18 protein-coding genes are annotated in these 22,688 nt (G+C 39.3%); 13 read left to right on the top strand and 5 right to left on the bottom strand.

The window, feature by feature from the left end; translation table 11 throughout:
• Nucleotides 1-117 precede the first annotated feature (117 nt).
• On the top strand, nucleotides 118-1,242 hold the full coding sequence (locus tag CH365_RS09290; protein ID WP_100768316.1) for a DNA alkylation repair protein: 1,125 nt from the start codon (nucleotides 118-120) through the stop codon (nucleotides 1,240-1,242).
• 104 nt (nucleotides 1,243-1,346) lie between these two features.
• A complete protein-coding gene (locus CH365_RS09285; RefSeq protein ID WP_100768651.1) occupies nucleotides 1,347-1,802 on the top strand; it encodes a DMT family transporter in 456 nt (151 codons plus the stop codon).
• 386 nt (nucleotides 1,803-2,188) lie between these two features.
• Here CH365_RS09285 and CH365_RS09280 read toward each other — a convergent pair whose 3' ends face one another.
• From CH365_RS09280 to CH365_RS09265, 3 genes are all read right to left on the bottom strand, one after another.
• Entirely contained in the window at nucleotides 2,189-3,685 is a 1,497-nt protein-coding gene (locus tag CH365_RS09280; protein WP_100768315.1) for an ABC-F family ATP-binding cassette domain-containing protein, read from the bottom strand.
• A gap of 868 nt (nucleotides 3,686-4,553) precedes the next feature.
• Entirely contained in the window at nucleotides 4,554-4,961 is a 408-nt protein-coding gene (locus CH365_RS09270; RefSeq protein WP_100768313.1) for a GFA family protein, read from the bottom strand.
• A gap of 186 nt (nucleotides 4,962-5,147) precedes the next feature.
• On the bottom strand, nucleotides 5,148-5,819 hold the full coding sequence (locus tag CH365_RS09265; RefSeq protein WP_100768312.1) for a TetR/AcrR family transcriptional regulator: 672 nt from the start codon (nucleotides 5,817-5,819) through the stop codon (nucleotides 5,148-5,150).
• 177 nt (nucleotides 5,820-5,996) lie between these two features.
• Here CH365_RS09265 and CH365_RS09260 point away from each other — a divergent pair, with 177 nt between their 5' ends.
• Together CH365_RS09260 and CH365_RS09255 are read left to right on the top strand one after the other, a co-directional pair.
• Nucleotides 5,997-6,884 (top strand): NmrA/HSCARG family protein, encoded by an 888-nt coding sequence (locus tag CH365_RS09260; protein WP_100768311.1) that lies wholly within the window; start codon nucleotides 5,997-5,999, stop codon nucleotides 6,882-6,884.
• 279 nt (nucleotides 6,885-7,163) lie between these two features.
• The gene (locus CH365_RS09255) at nucleotides 7,164-8,015 is read left to right on the top strand and encodes a metal-dependent hydrolase (protein ID WP_100768310.1); all 852 of its coding nucleotides are present in this window, start codon (nucleotides 7,164-7,166) and stop codon (nucleotides 8,013-8,015) included.
• A 71-nt stretch (nucleotides 8,016-8,086) separates the two neighbouring features.
• On the opposite strand, the gene CH365_RS09250 is transcribed toward CH365_RS09255, so the two are convergent.
• On the bottom strand, nucleotides 8,087-8,833 hold the full coding sequence (locus CH365_RS09250) for a sterol desaturase family protein (RefSeq protein ID WP_100768309.1): 747 nt from the start codon (nucleotides 8,831-8,833) through the stop codon (nucleotides 8,087-8,089).
• A gap of 79 nt (nucleotides 8,834-8,912) precedes the next feature.
• Here CH365_RS09250 and CH365_RS09245 point away from each other — a divergent pair, with 79 nt between their 5' ends.
• Nucleotides 8,913-9,485 (top strand): hypothetical protein, encoded by a 573-nt coding sequence (locus tag CH365_RS09245; RefSeq protein WP_125226307.1) that lies wholly within the window; start codon nucleotides 8,913-8,915, stop codon nucleotides 9,483-9,485.
• A 22-nt stretch (nucleotides 9,486-9,507) separates the two neighbouring features.
• Here CH365_RS09245 and CH365_RS09240 read toward each other — a convergent pair whose 3' ends face one another.
• The gene (locus CH365_RS09240; RefSeq protein ID WP_100768650.1) at nucleotides 9,508-10,932 is read right to left on the bottom strand and encodes an MATE family efflux transporter; all 1,425 of its coding nucleotides are present in this window, start codon (nucleotides 10,930-10,932) and stop codon (nucleotides 9,508-9,510) included.
• 376 nt (nucleotides 10,933-11,308) lie between these two features.
• On the opposite strand from CH365_RS09240, the gene CH365_RS09235 reads away from it, so the two are divergent.
• The 8 genes from CH365_RS09235 (at nucleotide 11,309) to CH365_RS09200 (ending at nucleotide 22,602) form a co-directional block, all read left to right on the top strand.
• Nucleotides 11,309-12,052, top strand: coding sequence for an HTH domain-containing protein (locus CH365_RS09235; protein WP_100768307.1), 744 nt, complete (start codon nucleotides 11,309-11,311; stop codon nucleotides 12,050-12,052).
• 148 nt (nucleotides 12,053-12,200) lie between these two features.
• The gene (locus CH365_RS09230; RefSeq protein WP_244283095.1) at nucleotides 12,201-12,791 is read left to right on the top strand and encodes a restriction endonuclease subunit S; all 591 of its coding nucleotides are present in this window, start codon (nucleotides 12,201-12,203) and stop codon (nucleotides 12,789-12,791) included.
• A 7-nt stretch (nucleotides 12,792-12,798) separates the two neighbouring features.
• On the top strand, nucleotides 12,799-14,322 hold the full coding sequence (locus CH365_RS09225; RefSeq protein ID WP_100768306.1) for a type I restriction-modification system subunit M: 1,524 nt from the start codon (nucleotides 12,799-12,801) through the stop codon (nucleotides 14,320-14,322).
• A 225-nt stretch (nucleotides 14,323-14,547) separates the two neighbouring features.
• On the top strand, nucleotides 14,548-15,459 hold the full coding sequence (locus CH365_RS09220) for an Abi family protein (protein ID WP_100768305.1): 912 nt from the start codon (nucleotides 14,548-14,550) through the stop codon (nucleotides 15,457-15,459).
• A gap of 6 nt (nucleotides 15,460-15,465) precedes the next feature.
• A complete protein-coding gene (locus CH365_RS09215; RefSeq protein WP_100768304.1) occupies nucleotides 15,466-17,424 on the top strand; it encodes a P-loop NTPase fold protein in 1,959 nt (652 codons plus the stop codon).
• Between the two features lie 4 nt (nucleotides 17,425-17,428).
• On the top strand, nucleotides 17,429-18,700 hold the full coding sequence (locus CH365_RS09210) for a restriction endonuclease subunit S (RefSeq protein ID WP_125226306.1): 1,272 nt from the start codon (nucleotides 17,429-17,431) through the stop codon (nucleotides 18,698-18,700).
• Complete coding sequence (locus CH365_RS09205; protein ID WP_100768302.1) at nucleotides 18,697-21,894, top strand: type I restriction endonuclease subunit R; 3,198 nt, start codon at nucleotides 18,697-18,699, stop codon at nucleotides 21,892-21,894. Before CH365_RS09210 ends, CH365_RS09205 begins: the two co-directional genes overlap by 4 nt.
• A gap of 69 nt (nucleotides 21,895-21,963) precedes the next feature.
• Nucleotides 21,964-22,602: a M48 family metallopeptidase gene (locus tag CH365_RS09200; RefSeq protein WP_100768648.1), complete on the top strand. Its 639-nt coding sequence runs from the start codon at nucleotides 21,964-21,966 to the stop codon at nucleotides 22,600-22,602.
• Nucleotides 22,603-22,688: the final 86 nt, after the last annotated feature.

Below are 22,688 nucleotides of genomic sequence, written 5' to 3'. Positions count from 1 at the left end.
TCATAAAAGAAACCGACGCAAGTATCCTTACGAAATATTTTTGCAATCATCAAGACTTTTCTAAACCAAATATCGAAAAATACTACCTGAATCTTAAAACGAATCATAACTAAGTTTATGGCGGAAGCGCTTAAGAATTTTTATGACGACAAGGCTCTCTTTGAGATAGGGTCCCAATTCTCCACAATATTATCTCATAAACGACCGGAAGATTGGGTCCAAGAGATAAAACGTAAAGATTGGAAAAAATTGGAACTCAAACAAAGAATCAAAAGAATTGCAGAAGTTCTTTCCAATTCTCTCCCAAAACCGTTTCCGAAAGCAGTCCCTTCTTTATTAAAAATTTCGAAAGCCCTGGAGAAAAAATTCTCAGGCACCCAGAGGTTTTATATTATCTTTTTGGGAGAAACTGTTGAGATCTCGGGAATCGATTATCCGGGAGAATCTTTATATTGTATGGAAAGGATCACTCAAATTATCTCTTGTGAATTTTCTATCCGAGAGTTTCTGATTCGATATCCCGATATCACTTGGAAAAAAATGTTAGAATGGTCCAAACATTCGCATCCAGGGACCAGAAGATTAGCAAGTGAAGGTTCCCGGCCAAGATTACCTTGGGGAAAGGGAATCACCGGATTAAAAAAAGATCCCGAAAAATCCCTCCCCATATTAGAAAACTTGAAAAACGATCCTGACGAAGTGGTCCGTAGAAGTGTGGCAAATCATCTAAATGACATTTCAAAAGACCACCCGGACCTAGTGATTTCGATTGCAAAAAAATGGATGGGTAAATCTGAAAATACGGATCTTTTATTAAAACATGCGCTTAGGGGTCTATTAAAACAAGGTAACTCGGATATTCTTTCAATCTTTGGATTTTCTAAAAGTGAATCTGTTCAAATTTCAAAGTTGGAACTCCAACCTAAAATTATAGAGATCGGAAAACATCTAATCTATCGATTCGAAATGAAATCTGAAGCAAAAGAGCCTACGCTATTCAGATTAGAATCTAAGATCCATTATCTAAAACCTTCCGGAAAATTTTCTATAAAAGTATTTCAGATAGAAGAAAGGAAATTTTCTCCCAAAGAAACGAAAGTTTATGAAAGAAAACAATCATTTCAGCAGATGACTACCAGGACACATTCTCCCGGAATCCATAAATTGGAAATCCTCGTGAACGGAGAAACAAAAGCAAAAGCAGAATTCAAAGTTTCTCGTCCTAAGACGTTGAAAAAATAGAAACGTTAACTTCGTTTCGTTAGATACCCTTCATATTTCAAAATTCTTTCGTTTTAGATTCCCAAACGACTCGTAAAAAAATGCGGGCGATCCAAGATGAACGTATGAATCTATTTTTGCCTGTAATCTTTGCACTTCTTTCCGGGCTTGCTATGTCTATACAACCTGGCATCAATTCTATATTAGGAAAAAATATAGAAAGTCCATGGCTCGCTTCCACAATTTCTTTTTTTGTGGGGACGGTCGCATTGGGAATCATAACTTTTGCCTTAGGAGAAATGAAATCCACTTCATTCTTACTGGAAACAATTAAAGAACAACCATGGTGGATTTGGATAGGCGGATTCTTGGGTGCCATAGTAGTCACTTCTTCTTTAGTATTTGCGCCTAAGTTAGGAGCCACAAGTTGGATCGCCTTGTTCTTGCTCGGCCAAGTAGTTACTTCCATCTTATTAGAAAAATGGGGTGCATTAGGATTTCCTGAAAAACCGATTTCGGCCCAAAAGGTAGTTGGCTTAGTCTTATTAATTTTAAGCGCCTGGCTGGTCAGAAAAGGGTGACTTATATAGAATAGATTGGCGAGAGCTAGAAAGATCTGATTCGTAAATGAATATTCATCCAATATTTTGTAGGAATTCCAACAAAATATTCAAGAAAATAGTAATTGAGAGAAATGCGGAACCGTGATAAAAGGCAATCGGTTCTCCCACGGGCCCTCCTCCACCACCCGAACCAGGGAGGGGGCCGCCTTCTTGCCCATGTAGGACCTCCAACAAAACACCGATTTTACTCGGGATTCACATCCAGAAATGCCGCGGTAGTGATGCGAAGGTCTTTAGTCCGGGCATCGCCCGGATGAGCGCGAATGCGCGAAACCGTAGCAGCACGACTCCCGCGAAGCGGGAGGACCGCCCAAATAAATTATGAAAAGGAAAATTACTTTTCTTTAATAATCTTCGTCAGACCAACCAACGTCTTTGAGGAAGTCTTCATAAGAGCCGTCGAAAATTCTAATAGTATCATTATCAAAAACAATCAGCTTAGTGGCAACAGCCCTAAGGTGCATTTCGTTGTGAGTAACCATGATGACGGAACCTTCGAACTCGTCAATAGCCTCGATCAATGCGTCGCAAGATTGCATATCCAAGTGGTTGGTCGGCTCATCCAGAAACAGAAGATGGCAAGGAGTTACGAGAATTTTTCCAAGCATCACTCTACTCTTTTCACCACCCGAAAGGACCTTGATTTTTTTCAAAGACATATCGTCGGAGAACATCAATCCGCCGGCAATAGTTCTCGCGAGCCATTCGGTGCATGATTTATCCGCACTCATAATTTCTTCAGTGACAGTTGCGTTCTCGTTCAGATTCAATTTATTCGTCTGACCGAAATAACCTTCCTTCAATGCAGGATGTTTTTGTATCCTTCCGGAACTTGGTTGGAGTTCTCCGGCAAGAAGTTTTAGAAGAGTGGACTTACCCTTACCATTTTTACCGATAATACAAATCCGATCTCTCTTTCCTACACTCAAAGAAAAATCGGAAATCAAATAAGGCTCCTGCCCAGAATAAGAGAACGAAATATTTTCCGCAGATAACATTTGACTCGCAGCGAAAGGTGCAGCGTTAAAATATAATTCCAGACTTTCGATTTCTTCTAACGCCTTCATCTCACCTTGCTTTTCCAGTTTTTTCACCCTGGATTGAGCACGACTCGCAAAACTCGCCTTCGCCTTAAAACGAGCGATAAAGATCTCTTCTTGTTTTCTTTTTTTCGCTTCGTTCAAACGAGTCCTTTCGTAAATTTCTTCAGCCTGATTGATCTGATTATAAAGTTTATCCGTATCACCTTGGACTTTGATCGCTTTCGTACGATGGATCGCAGCAGTATGAGTCACCACACTATCCATAAAACTTCTATCGTGAGTGACCAAAATGATCTCGCCTTCCCACTCTCGCAAAAATTCTTCTAACCAACGAATTGTAACGATATCTAAATAGTTGTTCGGCTCATCTAACATGAGTAAGTCGGGACCAGATACAAGAAGTTTCGCCAGATTCATTCGAATCTGGTAACCTCCGGAAAATTCCTCAGGACTTCTTTCCAAATCCGCTTCCGAAAAACCCAGACCGGACAAAACTTTTTCGACCTGCCAAGTCTCGTATTCTTCACCCTCAGGAAGACCGAGCGCACATTCTTCCAACACAGTCGGTTTAGTAAATTTCAGATGCTGCTGCAAATGCCCGATTTTATAACCCTTTGGCACGGTGATCGAACCGGAATCAGGCTCAACATTTCCCAAAATCATCTGAAACAAAGTGGACTTACCGTGACCGTTCCTTCCGACAAGACCCAGTTTTTCACCCCGATTCAAACTCAGATTTAGATCATCGAATAATAAGTTGGAAGTATAAGATTTATGAAGATTAGAAATTTTGATCATTTTTAAGTGCGCTCTATATAAGCCAAAGTTTTCCAAGGGTCCAAGATTTCATCTAAAATTGACTGTAGGAATTCCAACATATATAGGCATTCAGGGCGTTCCCCGCGAGTAGTAACTCCAGCAACGGGCCCCATTTAGGAAACTCGCGGGTCGGGCTACTCCAGGCTTCGCGTCCCGCTTCGGACCTCTGCGAGGTCCGCTTCGCGCCTTACGTATCCCTAACGCAAGCGACCTATAGGTAGCGAGTTAACGACCGTGAAGAGTCGTTGTGGCTGCAGATCGCAAACTAGAAAGGGACCGTTAGAAGATTGTATCGAATGCAAGCAATTTCTAAGTGGATAATCATGTTGGAATTCCTACAAAACATATCGAGAATTCCAGTTGAAAGAATTAGATTTCTGTGATATAGATGTCCGAGCTCTCCCACCAACCCACCTCCACCACCCAAAAATAAGGGTGGGGCCGCCTTTTCAAATTTTCGTTCGAGCAAGTCTATCGTATCAATTTAGATTCCGACTCGTTTGACTTTCGTCACCGACTCGCAAAAGCAGTCGTCTTCTCGTTCCCTATGGGTCACTCCGAAGGGGTGGGGCCGCCTTTTCAAATTTTCGTTCGAGCAAGTCTATCGTATCAATTTAGATTCCGACTCGTTTGACTTTCGTCACCGACTCGCAAAAGCAGTCGTCTTCTCGTTCCCTATGGGTCACTCCGAAGGGGTGGGGCCGCCTTTTCAAATTTTCGTTCGAGCAAGTCTATCGTATCAATTTAGATTCCGACTCGTTTGACTTTCGTCACCGACTCGCAAAAGCGGTCGTCTTCTCGTTCCCTATGGGTCACTCCGAAGGGGTGGGGCCGCCTTTGACGAAAATTACAAATGTCTGATTTCGGCAGGTTGATTATGCCAATTATTATTCAAACCATCCGCATACCATACAGGCGCTTCTATTAAATCATTTAGATCGGCAGTATCTAACGTCGAAATAGAAATGCTTACGAAGGAGCCACCGATTTCTTCGATATATCCCTTCGAGAAGGTTCTTACCCCACAGTTCTTACAAAAATGATGCTTGCTACTTTTCGTATTAAATTCGTAAAAACTAAGATTATCTTCTCCGCTCAATAAGCGAAAAGATTCAGGCTTAACGATAATGGACCAGTTTCGAACTTTTCTGCAAAAAGAACAATTACATCTACCAGTGCCGGCACTCAAATCGATATCCGCTTCGTAACGGACTGCACCACAATGACAACTTCCGGAATATTTTTTAAGGCTCATGAATAACTCCTTTTTGGATCTTAAAAGTAAGGGAAAAATTTTTGATCCGTATAGAACTAATATTACAGATTAAATATGACAAAACTTGTCATATTTAAAACGAAGTTTAAAAAAAGTGAAATTTTTTTAGATTTGAATCAGTGAATTGTATCTCATTCGTTTCAGGCAAAAATAGTAACTGAAAGTCTAATTTCCTTTTTTGCGGACCTTCTTCCTTTTAGGTCCACCTGCTCCCTTGATAAATAGGATCCAGGCCTTCCCGAAATATTTAGAACGTTTAGATTGGGAGCCGAACTCTTTACTTCCTAAAAGAACTTCGTTTAAAGGATATCCTGTCATGATATGAAGTAGTTGAGCAGTCAAAAATTTCGGATCGACCGGATCCAACTCTTTGGATCTTTGTGCCAGAACTACAAGATCAAGAACCTTCAGAAAAGAAGGACTTTTTTCGCATTGTAAGTTAGATGCTATTCCAGGTATATGTTCTACTTCCGAAATGGTCATCCTATAAAAATCCGAAATCTCATCCGAAACAATTAACTCTAATAATCTTCTACAAGATTCTTTTAAAGATTCCAAAGGACTTTCCTTCTTACAATCGATCCGAACGAGTAAATCGAAAAATTTTCTCCTTTGGAATTCCATCACTGCAAAGAACAGATCCGATTTGGATTCGAATCGTCTATAGATTGTATGTTTGCCTGAACCACAAGCCAAGGCCACCTGTTCCATAGAAGTGGCGGTAAATCCTTGAGTTGTAAAAAGTCCCAATGCAGTATCCAATATCCTATCGGATATACTAGCTGACACTTCCTTGGGAGGGCGTCCCGTTCTGATTTGCCGGACCTTCTTGGCCATATTCCTTTCCGACTATTTTCTATCCAGATCGGCCTTAAGATCTTATTTCATTCTGTCGGGTCAAGAAATCTTCTGCGAAACTAACCAAAAGCCTTATTTATAAATAATTTGACACAGAAAAATCAATTCCGGATTAATGGAACGATACCGTGCCGTTCTATATTGGAGAATACATAAATGAACCCGAAAGATAAAATCATATTGGTGTTAGGGGCAACCGGACAACAAGGTGGGGAAACTGCAAAATACCTGCTCAAAAACCGTTGGAAGGTGAGAGCCATCACCAGAAACCCTTCTTCCGATAATGCCTTAAAGTTACAGAAGCTTGGAGCTGAAATTTTCCAAGGTAATATGGAAGATCCTTCTTCTTTAGACTCTGCAATGCAGGACGTATACGGAGTATTCAGTGTTCAACCACCGGAATGGGAACCGAATGAATTTACAGACGCAAACGAAGTCAAAATTGGTAAGTTAGTCGCCGATTCAGCTAAAAAAGGAAAGGTTTCTCATTTAGTATATTCTTCCGTAATTGGATCCGAAAGACAATCCGACTTTCGGACCCATAAATGGGAGATCGAAAAATATATACATAGCTTAGGCATACCTTTCACAATCCTAAGGCCAACAGGTTTTATGGAAAACTTGATCCATTCCCGTTCCGGTATACCGGGAGGACTTTTGTATGAGACGGTCTCCCCGGATAGTAGAATCCATATGATCTCCGTGGAAGATATAGGAGTTTTTGCTGGTTTAGCTTTCGAGAATCCGGAAAAATATTCGGGAAGAACTATTGATCTCGTAGGAGATAGCCTAACTCCATTACAAATAGTAGATATACTTTCTATGTTTTTGGATAGAAGAATAGAATATATGCGTATCCCTCTCGAAACAGTTTATTCTCATAATAAAATTTTAGGTCTTTTGACAGAGTGGATCAATCGAGAAGGTTATCCTAAAGTGGATTTAGATTCTTTACGAAAGGAATATCCTGGCCTTCTGAATTTTCCCCAATGGTTAGAAAAAATCGGAAAAGTAAAAATAGAAGCGGCTTCTATCAGATCTTAAGGGGTGCAGGTCCCGAGCAGCGTTTGTCATATTTCGCGGCCTAAATTCAATTTTACCCGCCTATTTTTCCAGGATTGGGATTGACCGGATTTTGTAGCAATCGTTACACTGATCTAAAAGATAACTATTCCCATGAGAGCGGACAAAACTCAAGGAATGGATAGAAAGTCCGAATCAATATATAATATCTTTTTTATATTCTCTAATGAGCGGTGAAAATCCAAAGGATGGAGAAAGAAAAATCGAAAATCCAGACCGATTTTATATTAGGAGAATATTATGGGCCAAGCGACATCTACAAGAGTCCAGCCGAAGATACGTAAACCGAAATTTCCTTTGGAAGACATAGCCAAAGAAAGAGGTTTCGGAAAAAAGATCCCATTCTTTACGGCATTCCTTTCCAGCTTAAGTGTGCTATTTCCTGAAGGAGAACGTTTCTTCATTCGCTCCGTAAAAGCATTCAGTGAAGACGTTGATCCAGCTTTAAAAAAAGAGATCATAGCGTTCGCAGGACAAGAAGCGGTCCACGGAAATGTTCATGATAAAATGAACGAAAGATTCGTAGAGATCGGCTTAGATTTTCGAAACCACGAAAAAATGTTTTGCTGGCTGTTCTTCGATATATTAGAAAAAAACATCTTAAAACTTTTTCCTATTTGGGGCAAAAGACTCGCTCTTGCAATCACTGCAGCTGCAGAACATTTTACCGCTACTCTCGGAAGATTTTTACTTTCTCTACCCGAACAACGTGTTGCTTGGATCGATCCTACAAGTTGGAAGGTGATCGAATGGCATGCATTGGAAGAATTAGAGCATAAGGCAGTAGCGTATGACGTGTATAAAGCTTCCGGTGGTGGATATTTCACTCGGATTCTTGGGATGACAATTTCTGTCCAACTGCTCGGTCTTTTAGCGATAGTTGGCACGATCAGAGCGTTATTCTATTTCGGGATTCCAAATCCGAGCCAAATCGTAAGAGATCTTCGCTTCTTCTTCGGTATTCCTGGATTTGCTTGGGCGGTGATTTTTTATATATTAGAATATTATATTCCAGGCTTCCATCCGAACGACCAAGACGATCACAAACTTTTAGAAAAATTTGAGAAAGTTATGACAGCTCATGGATATTAAGAATGTCTTGAGGAGTTCCCCCTTATTGGAACTCATATAATGAAAATCTAACTTAGATCTCGCGTACCAGTCTACTCCTGGTTACGCGAGTTCCCCGGATAAAGAGTGCCAAACATTCGATCCCAAATCGAAGTATAAAATCCGAAATTATAATCCTCATTCTGGTGATGTATTGCATGGAAAGTGTTAGTAGTTAGAGTATTAAACAAATTAGAACGAAGCCATCTCTCAGATAAAGGCTCTACGCCTAGATGACCGATTGCACCGAATACAACGTTCAATCCGAGGTAAATACTCATCCCCACCCAAGAGAAATCGTAAATACAGATCACCAATAGCCAAAGTGCCCCGAAACCAAGAGCTTCAATAGGATTTAAAACAAAGAGAGTCAAAGGTCGAGGTTTATCATACCGATGATGAGTTCTATGAGCAAACCGATATATAAACCGAATATGAGCGATCCTATGCAATGCGTACATGCCCATATCCATGACCAAAAGAAGAATCAAAATATCGAATAACGCTAAAATCCCGATGTCGCTCCTGAAACGAATAGAACCTGTTCTCCAAAGCCAAAGTCCGATCAATGTAACAATAGTATTAAGAAGTATAGTAGAGATCGCTAATAAGATCTCCTTGGATTCGACTTTGGGAGGGACCGGAACAATACGGCGATGAGCGTAACGTATAGCCAGGAGATTTCCAATATATACCGAACAAGCGAAGATCAGAAGATTTTCAATCAAGAACAATAAAGCGGCCCAAACATAGGAAATTTCTTGCAGAAATAGAACTACCTCGTTTTCAAAATTATACATAAGTTTTATTGAATTTAAAAATCCACCTTGCACCAAATAGTCGAAAATGTTAAGCTATGGCCTATTCTGGAAAATAAAAGTGAAACGTGCATCTATCTTCTTCTATATTTTACTTATATTCTTACAAGTCCAATGTGGGACTTACTTGCTTTTCGATTCATACGAAAAAAAGGCAAAAGGCGACGAGACAGATCTATCTCCTATGCTCGCATTATTAGGATCAGGTGACCTACCCCCATTAAATATTGAATCTGTCAGTTGGATAGAGTTCCCGGTTGCTAGTTTAACATTCTCCCGAGGGGGTGGTGATAGTTTTACGGTCAGAATGGCGAATCCTTTAGGTTGTGGCTCTTTAGGCTCAAATTTAAGCGTATTACTAAACTCCGACGGAGTCCTTTTAAGCTTGGGTGCTACAGAGTTTGGCGGGGACGGATGTGGAGAGGATGCAGAAGGATTTATTTCTTCAACTATAAATGTTACAGGAACGGTTGCAGGAAAAGGACGGGTAATCGCTAAACTTGCATCTAATAATATGTTCTCCAATTTCCCCGGGCTTTATGCCGGACAGATCGTTGGAGTTGTAAATGTGACTGTTTCTACAGCTCAGACGGTATCGGCAGCCAATTCTTCCGCTACCGCCTCACTGCACTAAAGAATGTAGAAGTGTTTTGAATTCAAACCTTCGAAGTCTTCCATCCACCTTTTCTGAATAACCAAAGAGTAAACAATCCGACAGAAGTTTCTGTGATCATACTTGCCCAAAATACTCCGGAGTATCCGTAGAAAAGAACCTTCGCCAAAACATAAGCAAAAGGAATTTGAAATACCCAAAAAAAGACCAGATTGATTAAAGTAGGAGTGGTAGTATCACCTGCACCGTTAAAGGCCTGAACACTGACCATCCACCAGGCATAAACAAAGTAAGAATACGATACAATTCCCAACCATTCAGAACCGATAGAGATAACTTTGGCGTCATCAGTAAAGATCGACATAAGAGATTCTCTGAAAATAAAATAGCAGATGGAAACCCCGACGAGAAAGATCATATTCCATACTCCAACAATCCAAACGGACTGTTCCGCACGATCAGGTCTCCCCGCTCCTAAATTTTGACCAACTAAAGTCGCTACAGCATTCGACATACCCCAAGAAGGCATCAGAGTAAACATCATGATCCGAAGGGCGATCGTTGCTCCAGCTACAGCCTCACTTCCAAATTCGGAAATAATCCTTACAAGAAAGATCCAAGAAGTCATCCCAATAATAGTTTGCCCGATTCCACCAATGGAAGTACGAACTATGTCCGAGATAATTTTCCAGTGTACGCTAATTTGGGAACGAAGCACTCGAATATGATTTCCACCTTTTAGAAGTAAATAAATTTGAAAAACAACGCCTATTCCTCTTCCGATATTTGTAGCAATGGCGGCACCTTCAATACCCATAGCCGGGACTGGACCAAAACCGAAAATAAAGATCGGATCCAGGATCATATTAAGACCATTAGAAATCCATAATACTCTCATCGCAATCGCTGCGTCTCCTGCGCCTCTAAAAACCGCATTGAGTCCGAACAAAAGCATGATTACGATATTTCCGCCAAAGATCCATTGAGTGTAACGAGATCCATGCTCGACAACCCAAGGATCTCCTCCCATGAGCAAAAGAAGATCTTTCGCAAACCAAACTCCGAAGATGGCAAAAGGTAACGAAACTAGAATGGAAAGAAAAACGGATTGAACTGCGGCAATCCCGGCTTGTTCCTTATCCCCTTCTCCTATCCTTCTAGCAATGATCGCGGTCACTGCAGTAGACATTCCAATCGCGAGAGAATAAAGAAGAAACAAATATGTTTCCGTAAGTCCGACAGCTGCAACGGCAGAAGGACCTAAAGATCCCACAAAATAAATGTCAACGACTGCAAATGCAGACTCCATGACCAATTCTAAAACCATCGGAACAGAAAGTAAAAAAACAGCCTTACCGAGCGAAATTTGTGTATAATCCGCTTCCGTTCCCGTAAGCGCTTTTCTTAATTCCCCCCAAAGGGAAGATTTTTTTAATTCTAACTTTGAATCTTTTTGTATAGCTTCCATCATAGCACCTTTGCGATCAAGTTCTGATCGATCTGCAAATAAAAGCAAGGCAGTTTATAAGGTAGAAAACTATTCGATTCGACTGTACTATGTTCGGTTTGTAACTTAATTCCCTCGAAGGCGATACTCAGGGCGTTCCCACACACTTTCCATATTTCTAAAAAACTTTTTCTGATCTGGTGTGGTCGGGCTACTACGGACTTTGGACTTCGCGAACGACCCATAGGGAGTAAGCGAGCCCGAGATAGCCGGAGGCGTGATCAAGGGCACACCAAATGAACCGCCTTCGGCTCGGGGTCCGCTACGCGTCCTGCGTATCCCTAACGCAGGGACAGAAATACTTTACAATTTTTGTATATACAGAAAATTTTAGAATATGTCGGATTCATTATCCTTCCTGGAACTTGCCGAAAAAGCGCTTAGCGAAACCAGAGAACCAATGACGGTAACTGAAATTTGGGACTTTGCCAAAAAGAAAAAATTAAAAACTAACTCTCTCGGAAAGACCCCATTAAATTCCTTATCTTCTTCAATCTACGTGGATATTAAGAATAATCCTAAAACTATTCTCAAACAAGTGAGTAAAAGACCGGCCAGATTTGCACTAACGGAATGGGGAGAAGTGTTCGTTGATCAATCATTCAAACTGCAATCCATTTATTTAGAAGATGATAACACACCACAGAAAGAAAGAGAATTACACCCGAACTTGGCTCGATTCATATATTCTAATTCTCATTTTAAAGCATATGTCAAAACGATCTATCACGAAGTTTCATTGAAAGCAAAAAGAGGCGCGAACCGATGGTTGCACCCCGACATAGTTGGTGTTCGATTCGCTTTCGAGGAATATGAGCCTGAAACATTAATATTGCAGAAACTAATGGGTGCGTCCGATTGCACACTATATTCTTTTGAAATGAAAGTAAACCTGCATTTCGGAAATTTAAGAGAGGCGTATTTTCAAGCCGTCTCCAATTCTTCTTGGGCGAACGAAGGTTATTTAGTAGCAGTAAATTTTGAAGAAGATCCAGACCTGATGGATGAATTAGCCAGACTTAGCAAAGCCTTTGGAATTGGAGTCCTTAAGTTAGATCCAACTACGCCGGAAGCTTGCTAAAGGGCACGCACTTTACATACTCGTACGTTTCTTAATATTCAAGCAAATCGCAAGGCAACTATTAACCCCAAACTTTCAATACAGTAGGAAAAATAACCCAAAAAATTTTAATTGACAAGCATATTTTTATTACTATAATTAACCTACTGTGAAAAATCCCGTTTCGATCGAAAAAATATCTGATGTAGCAAAAATCCAGGTAGGGTATCAGATTCGCACAAGAATTTCGGAAGACCCCGGAGGTTCATATCGTTTAGCGCAAGTCCGCGATTTTGATAAAGATGGCTTTTTAATCCAGGATCCACAATTGCGCTTCACGCCATCAGAGAACGAAAAGCCAGATAAATATGTTATCAGCGAAGGCAATATACTCTTCGTAGCAAAGGGACAATATAATAGATCGTACCTAATTCACTCCGTGGAGAAGAATACAATAGCAGGAAATTCTTTCTATATCTTAACTCCACATAGGATATTAGGAAAATATTTGAATTGGTATCTTAACTCTGAATTATCACAAGAATATTTTAAGAAAAATACTTCTGGATCTACGATCCCCTTTGTCTCTGTCGCTGCCCTATCCGAGTTGAAAATTCCAATTCCAGATTCTTCGATTCAATCCCAAATAGCGAAGATACAAAACTTATATACAATGGAAATGAATCTAATCGAACGGATTAGCAAATTAAAAAGAAAACTTGTAGAGGAAAGCTGCATTAAGGCTGCCAAAGGTAAATAAACAAAATATGAAATCTACCGTTTCGCAAAAAGAAATCAATGATATAGTCTGGAAGGCCTGTGATTCCTTTCGAGGTGCAATCGATCCATCCGAATACAAAAATTATATTCTTACAATGCTTTTTATCAAATATCTGACTGATCTTTGGAAAGATAAAAAAGAAGCACATGCAAAGAAATATTCAAATGACAAAGAAAGAGTCGAAAGAGCACTCTCCCGGGAACGCTTTATCGTTCCTCCAGAATCCGATTTTGATTTTCTATATGGACAGAGAGATGCATCAAATATCGGCGAGCTCATTAATCAAGCTTTACATAATATCGAAGAAGCCAATAAGCAAAAATTAGAGAATGTTTTTCGGAATATAGACTTCAACAGCGAAGCAGCTCTTGGACAAACAAAAGATCGCAATAAAAGACTACAAAATCTCTTAAAAGATTTCAGTAACGAAAAACTAGACATGCGTCCCTCTCGGATCGGAAACAGAGATGTGATCGGAGACGTGTATGAGTACTTGATCGGTAAATTTGCCTCCGATGCCGGAAAGAAAGCCGGGGAATTTTATAGTCCACCGGAAGTTTCTACACTACTTGCAAAGCTAGTCCAACCCAAACCAGGTGATAAAATTTGCGACCCCGCATGCGGATCAGGCTCTCTCCTCATCAAGGTAGCTCATGAAGTAGGATCAGAAGATTACGCTCTATTCGGGCAAGAATCAAACGGATCCACTTGGTCCCTTGGGCGAATGAATATGTTCTTACACGGAATGGACGGTGCTCGAATTGAATGGGGCGACACTATCGACAATCCAAGATTAATCGAAAAAGATAACCTCATGCATTTTAATATCGTAGTTGCAAACCCACCTTTCAGTTTAGAAAAATGGGGACATGAAAATGCGGAAAAAGATAAACATCGAAGATTCTGGAGAGGGATTCCCCCGAAAAGCAGAGGTGATTATGCATTTATCAGTCATATGGTAGAAACGGCTTTAGTTGGAGAAGGAAAGGTAGGAGTCATTGTTCCTCATGGAGTTCTATTTAGAGGCGGATCGGAAGGAACCATCCGAACTAAATTTATAGAAGAGAATATCTTAGAAGCCGTTATTGGATTACCATCTCAACTTTTTTTTGGAACTGGAATACCCGCTGCTATATTAATATTTAATAAAGCACGAAAACACTGGAGAGAGGCCAGGACGACTCGAGATAAACATATCTTATTTATAGATGCAAGCCGAGAATTCGAAGATGGTAAAAAACAAAATCGACTCAGAGATCAAGATATCCAAAAGATCGTAAAGACATTTAAATCCTTTGATGAGATCGAGAAGTATTCCCACCGAGCCACACTCAGCGAAATCCAAGAAGCGGAGTTTAATCTAAATATCCCTCGCTATGTGGATACCTTTGAAGAAGAAGAAGAAATTAATATTCCAGCGGTGCAAAAAGAAATTAAATCCTTAGAGGCTGAACTTGCTAAGACCCAAAAGGAATTAGATGGCTATTTAAAGGAGCTACGGCTGGGGTGAAGAGATGGCAAGAAATATCTCTCTACAGACTTTTTCCCATAAAAGCCTCTTTAAAAAGCGGAACGAGCGTTCTGTTTTTTGCGAATTTAATCAAAAACGCATAAAGCCGGAGAGAATTTCCCTTGACTTGAATCTCCTACGAGCCGATGCTATAAGTGGCAGACCCGCCATGCCTCTGCTCAGCATGCACACTTGTGGCGGGTTTTCCTTTTTTCGGGGGCTACGGTGAAATACGCCAAGCCTCATCTCACCTATGAGCAACAAGCGGACCAACTTCTAAAAAGAGGATTAATCGCAGATCGCTCGGAACTTATCCAAAAACTAACTCAAGTCTCATACTATCGCCTCAGCGGTTATTGGTTTCCCTACCGCAATTATCCGCAGGATGAATTCAAACCGGATACTCAATTTTCCGAGATTTGGACTCGCTATGCTTTCGATCGTAGATTGAGATTCCATCTATTAGATGGAATCGAGAGGATAGAAGTATTCTTACGTTCTCGTTTAGTCTACGAATTCACCAAACATCACGGTCCATTCGGATATATAGATGCAAAAAATTTCCCTGGATTTTCTAATAATAATGAACACAGTACCCTACTCGCGAAGATTCAAAAAGAGGTCGATCGGAGCAGCGAGAAGTTTATAGATCACTTTAACAAGAAATACGGAAGTTCTCACAACCTCCCTCCTTTGTGGATGGTGGCCGAACTATTCAGCTTTGGAAATATACTTACCTTCTTGCGTGGCATTCATCCCTCTATACGCAAACCGATTGCAGATGATTTGTCCCTGGATCCATCCATTTTGATTTCCTGGATCCGGTCTCTCAATGGAGTCCGAAATATTTGTGCCCACCATGGAAGGGCTTGGAATCGGCAATTCGGAGACAAACCTCAAATTCCCAAAAAAGATCTACGCTGGAAAATACCAATTCAAATCAGAAATGATAAGATTTTTGGAATACTTACAGTTATTAAATATTGTATCAACATCATTGCTCCGCAGAGCAATTGGCCAAATCGGTTTAAAGAATTATTAAATTCCTTTCCAACAATTCCAATCGGACAAATGGGCATGCCCCCAAATTGGAGAGAATGTCCGATTTGGAAAAGTGGTTGGAAAAGTGGGAGGTAGGAAAAGATGTCACCTAACCAACATATAGTGGATTATCTAAAGTATTACCTTTCTCTCCAGGAACCAGGCTTTGCGATTCTTTTGGATGGCGCTTGGGGGAGTGGAAAGACTTATTTTATTAAAAAGTATATAGCAGATCATAAAGAGAGAATTGCTAAGGAGTTTAATCTAGGAAAAAAGAATCCCTTTTTATACATTAGCTTAAATGGAATCGGCTCTACAAATGCCATTGACGATAGGATATTTGCCCTCTTACATCCGGCTCTATCATCCAAAGGAGTAAAGATATTGGAAGGAACCGTCCTTGCGGGATTGAAATATGGAATAAAATGGGATGCAGGAGATAAAGGATCTGTAGAAGGTGGCATTGACTCTTCTGCACTTAGCTTAAAGTCATTCTTCAAAAAGATAGGTTCTAAAATTCTAGTTTTTGATGACTTGGAAAGATGCACAATCTCTCCGGAGGAGTTGCTCGGATATTTAAATAGATTTGTCGAACACGAAAAATTGAAAGTCCTGTGCATTGCCAATGAAAAAGAAATAGACCAATCCGCTAAGGCAGAAATACAAAACGCGGAAAAGGATCAGGTTCATTATAAATCAAAATATCTTCTCATTAAGGAAAAAGTAATTGGAAAGTCATTTTCCATCCAAGATGATATCGAATCTGCTTTTGATCCAATAATTCAAGAAATCCATAGCGGACGAAATGATTTTCCTTTGGAGTTCATAAGAGAGAATCGAAACAGTATCATTAAAATCTATAGAATTTCTAATAAAGAAAATCTGAGGATTGTTAAACATACGTTGATGGATTGGCATTTATTTTGGTTAAACCTAAATATGGATGTAAAGAAATCAAACGAACTATTAAAAGATCTACTTACGATTTTCTTTACTTTCTCATTTGAGATTTTGGCAGGATCAATTTCCATTAACCAATTAAATGATTGGAAGCGTGAATATTGGAGCCATTCACAAAAAGAACGAGGGAATGGACAAAAAGAAAACAACCAAAAAGTTTCAAATAGCCCTTATGATATTTTGAAGAAATATCCCAAAATAACTCCATACTCACTTATCTTAGAATTCGAAAAGTGGCTCCAATGGTTTGAGAAAGGAACGTTAAACATAGCTGAAATTAATGCCGATCTCTTAGAAACTCCATACTTTTACGATCAGAATACCCCTTCGTGGAAAAAACTAATGCATTTCAGGAATTTATCAGACGAGGAATATGCACAGCAAAAAGAAATAGTGCTTAAGGTCTGGAACGATAAATCTGAGAAGGAACCGGGAGTTGTTCTTCACTATTCCAGCTTACTTTTAATACTCATAGAGTTTGAGCTGCTCCCGCTCTTATCCAAAATGGAAATTGTTACTCAATCAAAGGCATATATTGATTATCTACTTGATTTAGGAGCGCTCTCAAGTTCCCTTCTCCCTTCCTTATCACGAGACGGTTATGATGGTTTTGGATACTCGACAACAATTTCTGAATTTGAGGAAGTTTTTTCGTATTTCCGAGAGAAGGTGAACATTGCAATCGAACGATCTTACCCGAAATCGGGAGAAGAGCTTCTGAAGCTAATGCTTATAAATATCAAAGAGTTCAATCGTAAAGTCAGTAGATACGATTCGGACAATGGATTTTACCTGAGCCCCATTTTTTCGGCAATCAACCCTGAAGCGTTTTTGAAAACAATATTACAACTGGAAAATGCCAATCTCGCCGATTTGGATTTAGCCTTTAAATGGAGATATGAGAACCCATATTGCAATGCATTGATTAAAGAACATTCCTTTTTGAAAGAATTAAACTCACTCTTAGAAAAGGAAATCGCACAGGAAACAAAGCCAATTCGTAAATTCCTACTAAAAGAGTTAAAGACAGATGGGATTGAACTGGCATTGGAACGTTTAGAAAAAGCTGTTAGTTCAAATAACACTGCAAGTGATATTTAAAAAAATGAACAAAAGAGTAAAATACATACGTACCTCAATTGGCCTGATTCCCAAAGATTGGAAAATCGAAAAAGCTGGATCCATATTTAAAAATTCCCGAATTAAAGGCTCTCCGAATCTTTCAATGCTTTCTTTAACAATGCGAGATGGCTTTGTCCGAAGAGATGACTTGGATCGAAAAATGCAACCTGATCTACCATATGATAAAAACCTTAAGGTAGAACTAGGTGACATCGCGTATAATATGATGAGAGCCTGGCAAGGGGCAATCGCTTTAGCGATTGAAAAGGGAATGGTAAGCCCCGCATACGTTGTATTAAAACCAACAAAGGAAGCATTCTCAAATTATTATTTTCATCTATTTAAAAGTTCTCATTATCAATACTTAATCACCTCCTATTCTTATGGAATTACTAGTGATAGATTAAGGCTGTACTATAAAGATTTTGCCTCTATCCCAGTCCCCCTCCCTCCACTCCCTGAGCAAAAGAAAATCGCAGAAATCCTTTCTGCCTGGGACAAAGCCATCGAACAAACGAAAAGCCTCATCGAAGCAAAGAAAAAACTAAAAAAAGGCCTAATGCAAAAGCTTCTGGCGGGAGAAATGAGATTTCCGGAGTTTGGGAAAATTGCAAAGAAAGGAGAGTTACCCGATGGTTGGAAATTTACTAAATTAAAAGATCTTCTTATTAAAATTGAAAGACCTATTGAATTCGATAATCGAAAGTTTTATCCGCTGGTTAGCGTTAAAAGGAATTCTAATGGTTTAATTCATAGAGAAACCTTATTAGGGTCCAAAATATTAGTCAAAGACCTATATACATTACAGGAAAATGATTTTTTAATCTCAAAAATGCAAGTTGTGCATGGAGCATTAGGAATGGTCACAAAAAAATTTGAATCGATGTATATTTCCGGATCATATATTGTGCTGAATACAAAAGATCAAAACAAATTTAATATACATTATTTTGATTATCTTTCAAAGACCAAATATATCTATCACGCAGCTTTGATTTCCAGCTATGGTGTCACGATTGAAAAAATGACATTTAATCTTCGATGGTTTCTAAAAACTATTGTTGCTATCCCAACGAATATTAATGAGCAAACGAAAATCGTTAGTGTCCTAGATACACTAAATTTAGAAATCTCAATTTTAATAGAAAAACTCTCTCTCCTCCAAACCCAAAAGAAGGGGCTTCTCCAAAAACTACTCACTGGTCAGATCCGTGTCCAAGTCGACTCTCCTAAACCGAAGGCAAAAAAGAAATGAGCGAAGAACAGCAAACTCCCAACTTTGACGAAGATTCCCTTTCGCAAGCTCCTGCCCTTCAACTGTTGGAAGCCATGGGTTGGACCTATCTTCCCCCAGAGGAAGCCAATCAACTACGTGGAGGAAAACGCTCCCAAGTTTTGTTGGAAGGTGTTCTGATTCCTTGGCTAAGGGAAAATAATCAAATCCAGAACCAAGGGCTAAGTATACCATTTTCTGAGGGTAATATACTAAGTGCAGTAGCAGCTCTTAAAGATGTTCTATTTGACGGCTTGATTCGTACGAATGAGAAGATCTATGACCTACTTTGCTTAGGCAAAAGTCTCACACAAGCAATTGATGGAGATACCAAAAGCCATTCCTTTCGTTATATCGACTGGGAATATCCTGAAAAAAATATCTTTCATGTTTCCGAAGAATTCTCAATTGAAAAAACAAGTTCGCACGATACGAGGCGACCGGATATTGTTCTATTCGTAAATGGTATTCCTTTTGTAGTAATCGAATGCAAATCTCCTAATATTAAGGACCCGATCAAAGAAGCGATCGTACAACAACGACTTTACCAGCAAGAGGATGAGATCCCTAAACTCTACTATTATTCCCAACTTCTACTTGCTCTTTCCAAAAACGAGGCGCAATACGCAACAGTCGGAACAGAACGAAAATTCTGGGCCGTTTGGAAAGAGACCGATCCAAAAATTGAATTTGAACTGGAAAGACTAGTCAAAATTCCGATCTCGGATAAAGAGTTAACACAAATTCAATCCTCCAATAAAGGAATTCTAAAAGCTAAATCTTCCAATTCGGGTGGAACGGTTTCCAGAAAGGTGACGGTTCAAGATAGAACGCTTTATTCTCTCTGCAGGCCGGGACGATTATTGGAACTTATCTACCAATTCATTCTTTTCGATAAAGGAGAGAAAAAAATCGCGCGATACCAGCAGTATTTTTGTGTGAAAAAGATTTCGAAACGAATTCAAACATTCGATTCAGATGGAATTCGAAACGGAGGAGTTGTTTGGCATACACAAGGAAGCGGGAAGTCTTTAACTATGGTATTACTGGCAAAGGCGATTTCTCTTCTAAAAGAAATTAAAGATTATAAGATCATTATTGTCACAGATAGAATTGACTTAGACGACCAAATCGCAAAGACATTCCATGCCTGCGGAAAAGACGTGGAGAAGGCAAAGACAGGAAAACATTTGGGCGAGCTCGTTACAGAAAGTCGCCAACGAGTCATCTCCACTATTATTGATAAATTTGATGCTTCATTTTCCAATAATTTCCAGAATAATGATCGTGATATTTTTGTATTAGTCGACGAAGGGCATCGAGGACAGTATGGAAGCAGGCATGCAAAAATGAAAAAAACTTTGCCAAATGCTTGCTTTCTTGCATTTACCGGAACTCCGGTAATGCGTAAGGAAAAAAATACGATTCTCAAGTTTGGAGGTTTAATCGATACCTACACGATTGATCAAGCGGTAATCGACAAAGCGGTAGTGCCTCTTCTTTATGAAGGTAGACATGTGGAACAAAAAGTCGATTCCGAAGGAATCGATGCCTGGTTCGAACGAATTACTAGTAATTTATCCGAAGACCAAGCCAGGGACCTAAAACAAAAATTTTCTACCACTGAACAATTAAACAAAGCAACTCAAAAAGTAAAAGCAATCGCTTGGGATATTAGCGAACATTTTCAAAAAAATTTCCAAAATAAAGAAGCTGGCCCCAAGGGACAGCTCGTCGCGCAAGACAAAGCAACCGCATTACTTTACAAAAAATATTTAGACGAGTTTGGGATGGTTTCCTCCGAAGTTCTAATTTCTTCTCCAGAAGAGAAAGAAGGAGATATTGAATCTGAAGAAGATCATCCTACAGTTCAAAATTTTTGGAAAAGAATGATGCAAAAATACGGTTCGGAAAAGGAATACAATCGCATTATAATCAATGCATTCAAAGAATCCGACGAGCCTGAAATTATCATTGTTGTCGATAAACTTCTTACCGGCTTCGATGCTCCCAGAAATACCGTATTATATTTAACGCGAAGATTACAAGAGCACACCCTATTACAAGCAATCGCAAGGGTGAATCGTCTAAATGAGGGAAAAGATTTCGGAATTATCATCGATTATCGTGGCATATTGGAAAATTTGAATCATGCCTTGGATCTTTATTCAAAACTTCCGGATTTTGATAGTGAGGATTTAAAACATATTCTTACCGATATGCAGGAAGAAATAAAATATCTCCCTCAAATTCATTCGACTCTATGGGAAACGTTTAAAGGAATTAAGAATAAAAAAGACGAGGAAGAATTCGAAGATCTCCTTCGGGATGAAAAACTTAGAAATACTTTTTTTGAACGTCTTTCTGCTTATGCACGAACTTTAAGTATTGCACTTTCAAATGAGAGGTTTTTAGAGGAAACCAATAAGGAAAAACTAAATCTCTATCGAGAAAATCTACGTTTCTTCGCAAAACTAAGAATTTCAGTTCGGAGAAGATATGCCGAGATTGTCGATTTTTCCGAATACGAACCTAGGATACAAAAACTATTGGATACGCATGTAGGTGCTGGCGAAGTTGAAAAAATTACACCTCTTGTAAATATATTCAATACCAAAGCGTTTCAACAGGAATTAGATCTCCTAGATTCGGACGCGGCCAAGGCAGATACAATCGCGCATAGAACAGCAAGAACCATTCGGGAAAAAATGGGAGAGGATCCCGCTTTTTATAAAAAATTCTCGAAGATGCTTCAAGACGCCATTGATGCTTACAGACAAAAACGATTAGACGCTATTGAATATTTAAAGAAGGTCACGAAGATCCAGGAAAATGTTCTCAATCGCACAGGAGACGATATTCCCGAACAGATTCGAAATAATGAAATCACAAAAGCATACTATGGAACCATTAAGGGATCTCTCTCATCCCTTTCTGACACACAGAATGTCGAGGATTTTGAAATTGCTTCCTTGGCTTTAAAAGTTGAATCTGTAATTGAAAAAAACCGTGTCGTAAACTGGAAAAACGATCCAGATATCCAGAAGAGAATGATCGGCGAAATGGAAGATATTCTTTTCGAATTTAAGAAGAACTGGCATTTGAATCTAACGTTTGCAGATCTCGATGAAATTATGAATGAGATTATCGATATAGCAAAAACAAGGAGAGCTTAATTGGTTTATAATCTTTCCTATGGATCTGATTCATTTAAAATCAGAGTACAATTCGATTCCCTCAATGAAATGATTCTAACAGTCTACCCCGACTTAAATATAGTGGCTCGTTTCCCGGAAGGGACTCAAATATCAGAAGTTGAAAAGAAACTATCTAAACGAAAAATATGGATCCAAAGACAGATTCATTATTTCGAAAATTTCCTACCAAGACAACCTGCTCGTCGATATATCGGAGGAGAAACTCATTTCTATCTAGGAAAGCAACATATTCTAAAATTGCAACAAGGACCAGAATCAAACGTGAAGTTAACGCGAAACCAATTCGTGGTGACCAGTAAATTTCCAGAAAAACCTGAGTTAGTAGAAAAGATACTTAATACCTGGTATAATCAGCAGGGAAAAATTCTTATGACCCAAAGATTCGAACTTCTTTCAGCCTTGCTAAAAAAGTATAAAGTTAAAACTCCATTGTTAAAATTTCGAAAAATGCAAAAACGCTGGGGAAGTTGTAGTTCAGATGGAATTATCCTATTAAATACCGAACTAATTAAAACTCCTCTTAGCTGCATTGATTATGTGATCGTACATGAATTTTGTCATTTGAAGTTTCCCAAACATGATTTTAGATTTTATAAAATGTTGGATGACCTCCTCCCTGATTGGAGATATAGAAAAGATCGTCTTGAGCGCTCTCTATTAATATAAATTAGTCCCCTCCTTCCCCAGCAAATAAAAAAGCCGAAGATTTCTCTTCGGCTTTAAGTGTAGAATATCTTCTACAAACGTTATAA

It is taken from the genome of Leptospira neocaledonica (assembly GCF_002812205.1).
In the GTDB taxonomy this organism is placed as follows: Bacteria; Spirochaetota; Leptospiria; order Leptospirales; family Leptospiraceae; genus Leptospira_B; species Leptospira_B neocaledonica.
This window is presented reverse-complemented; position numbering and strand designations above follow the sequence as displayed.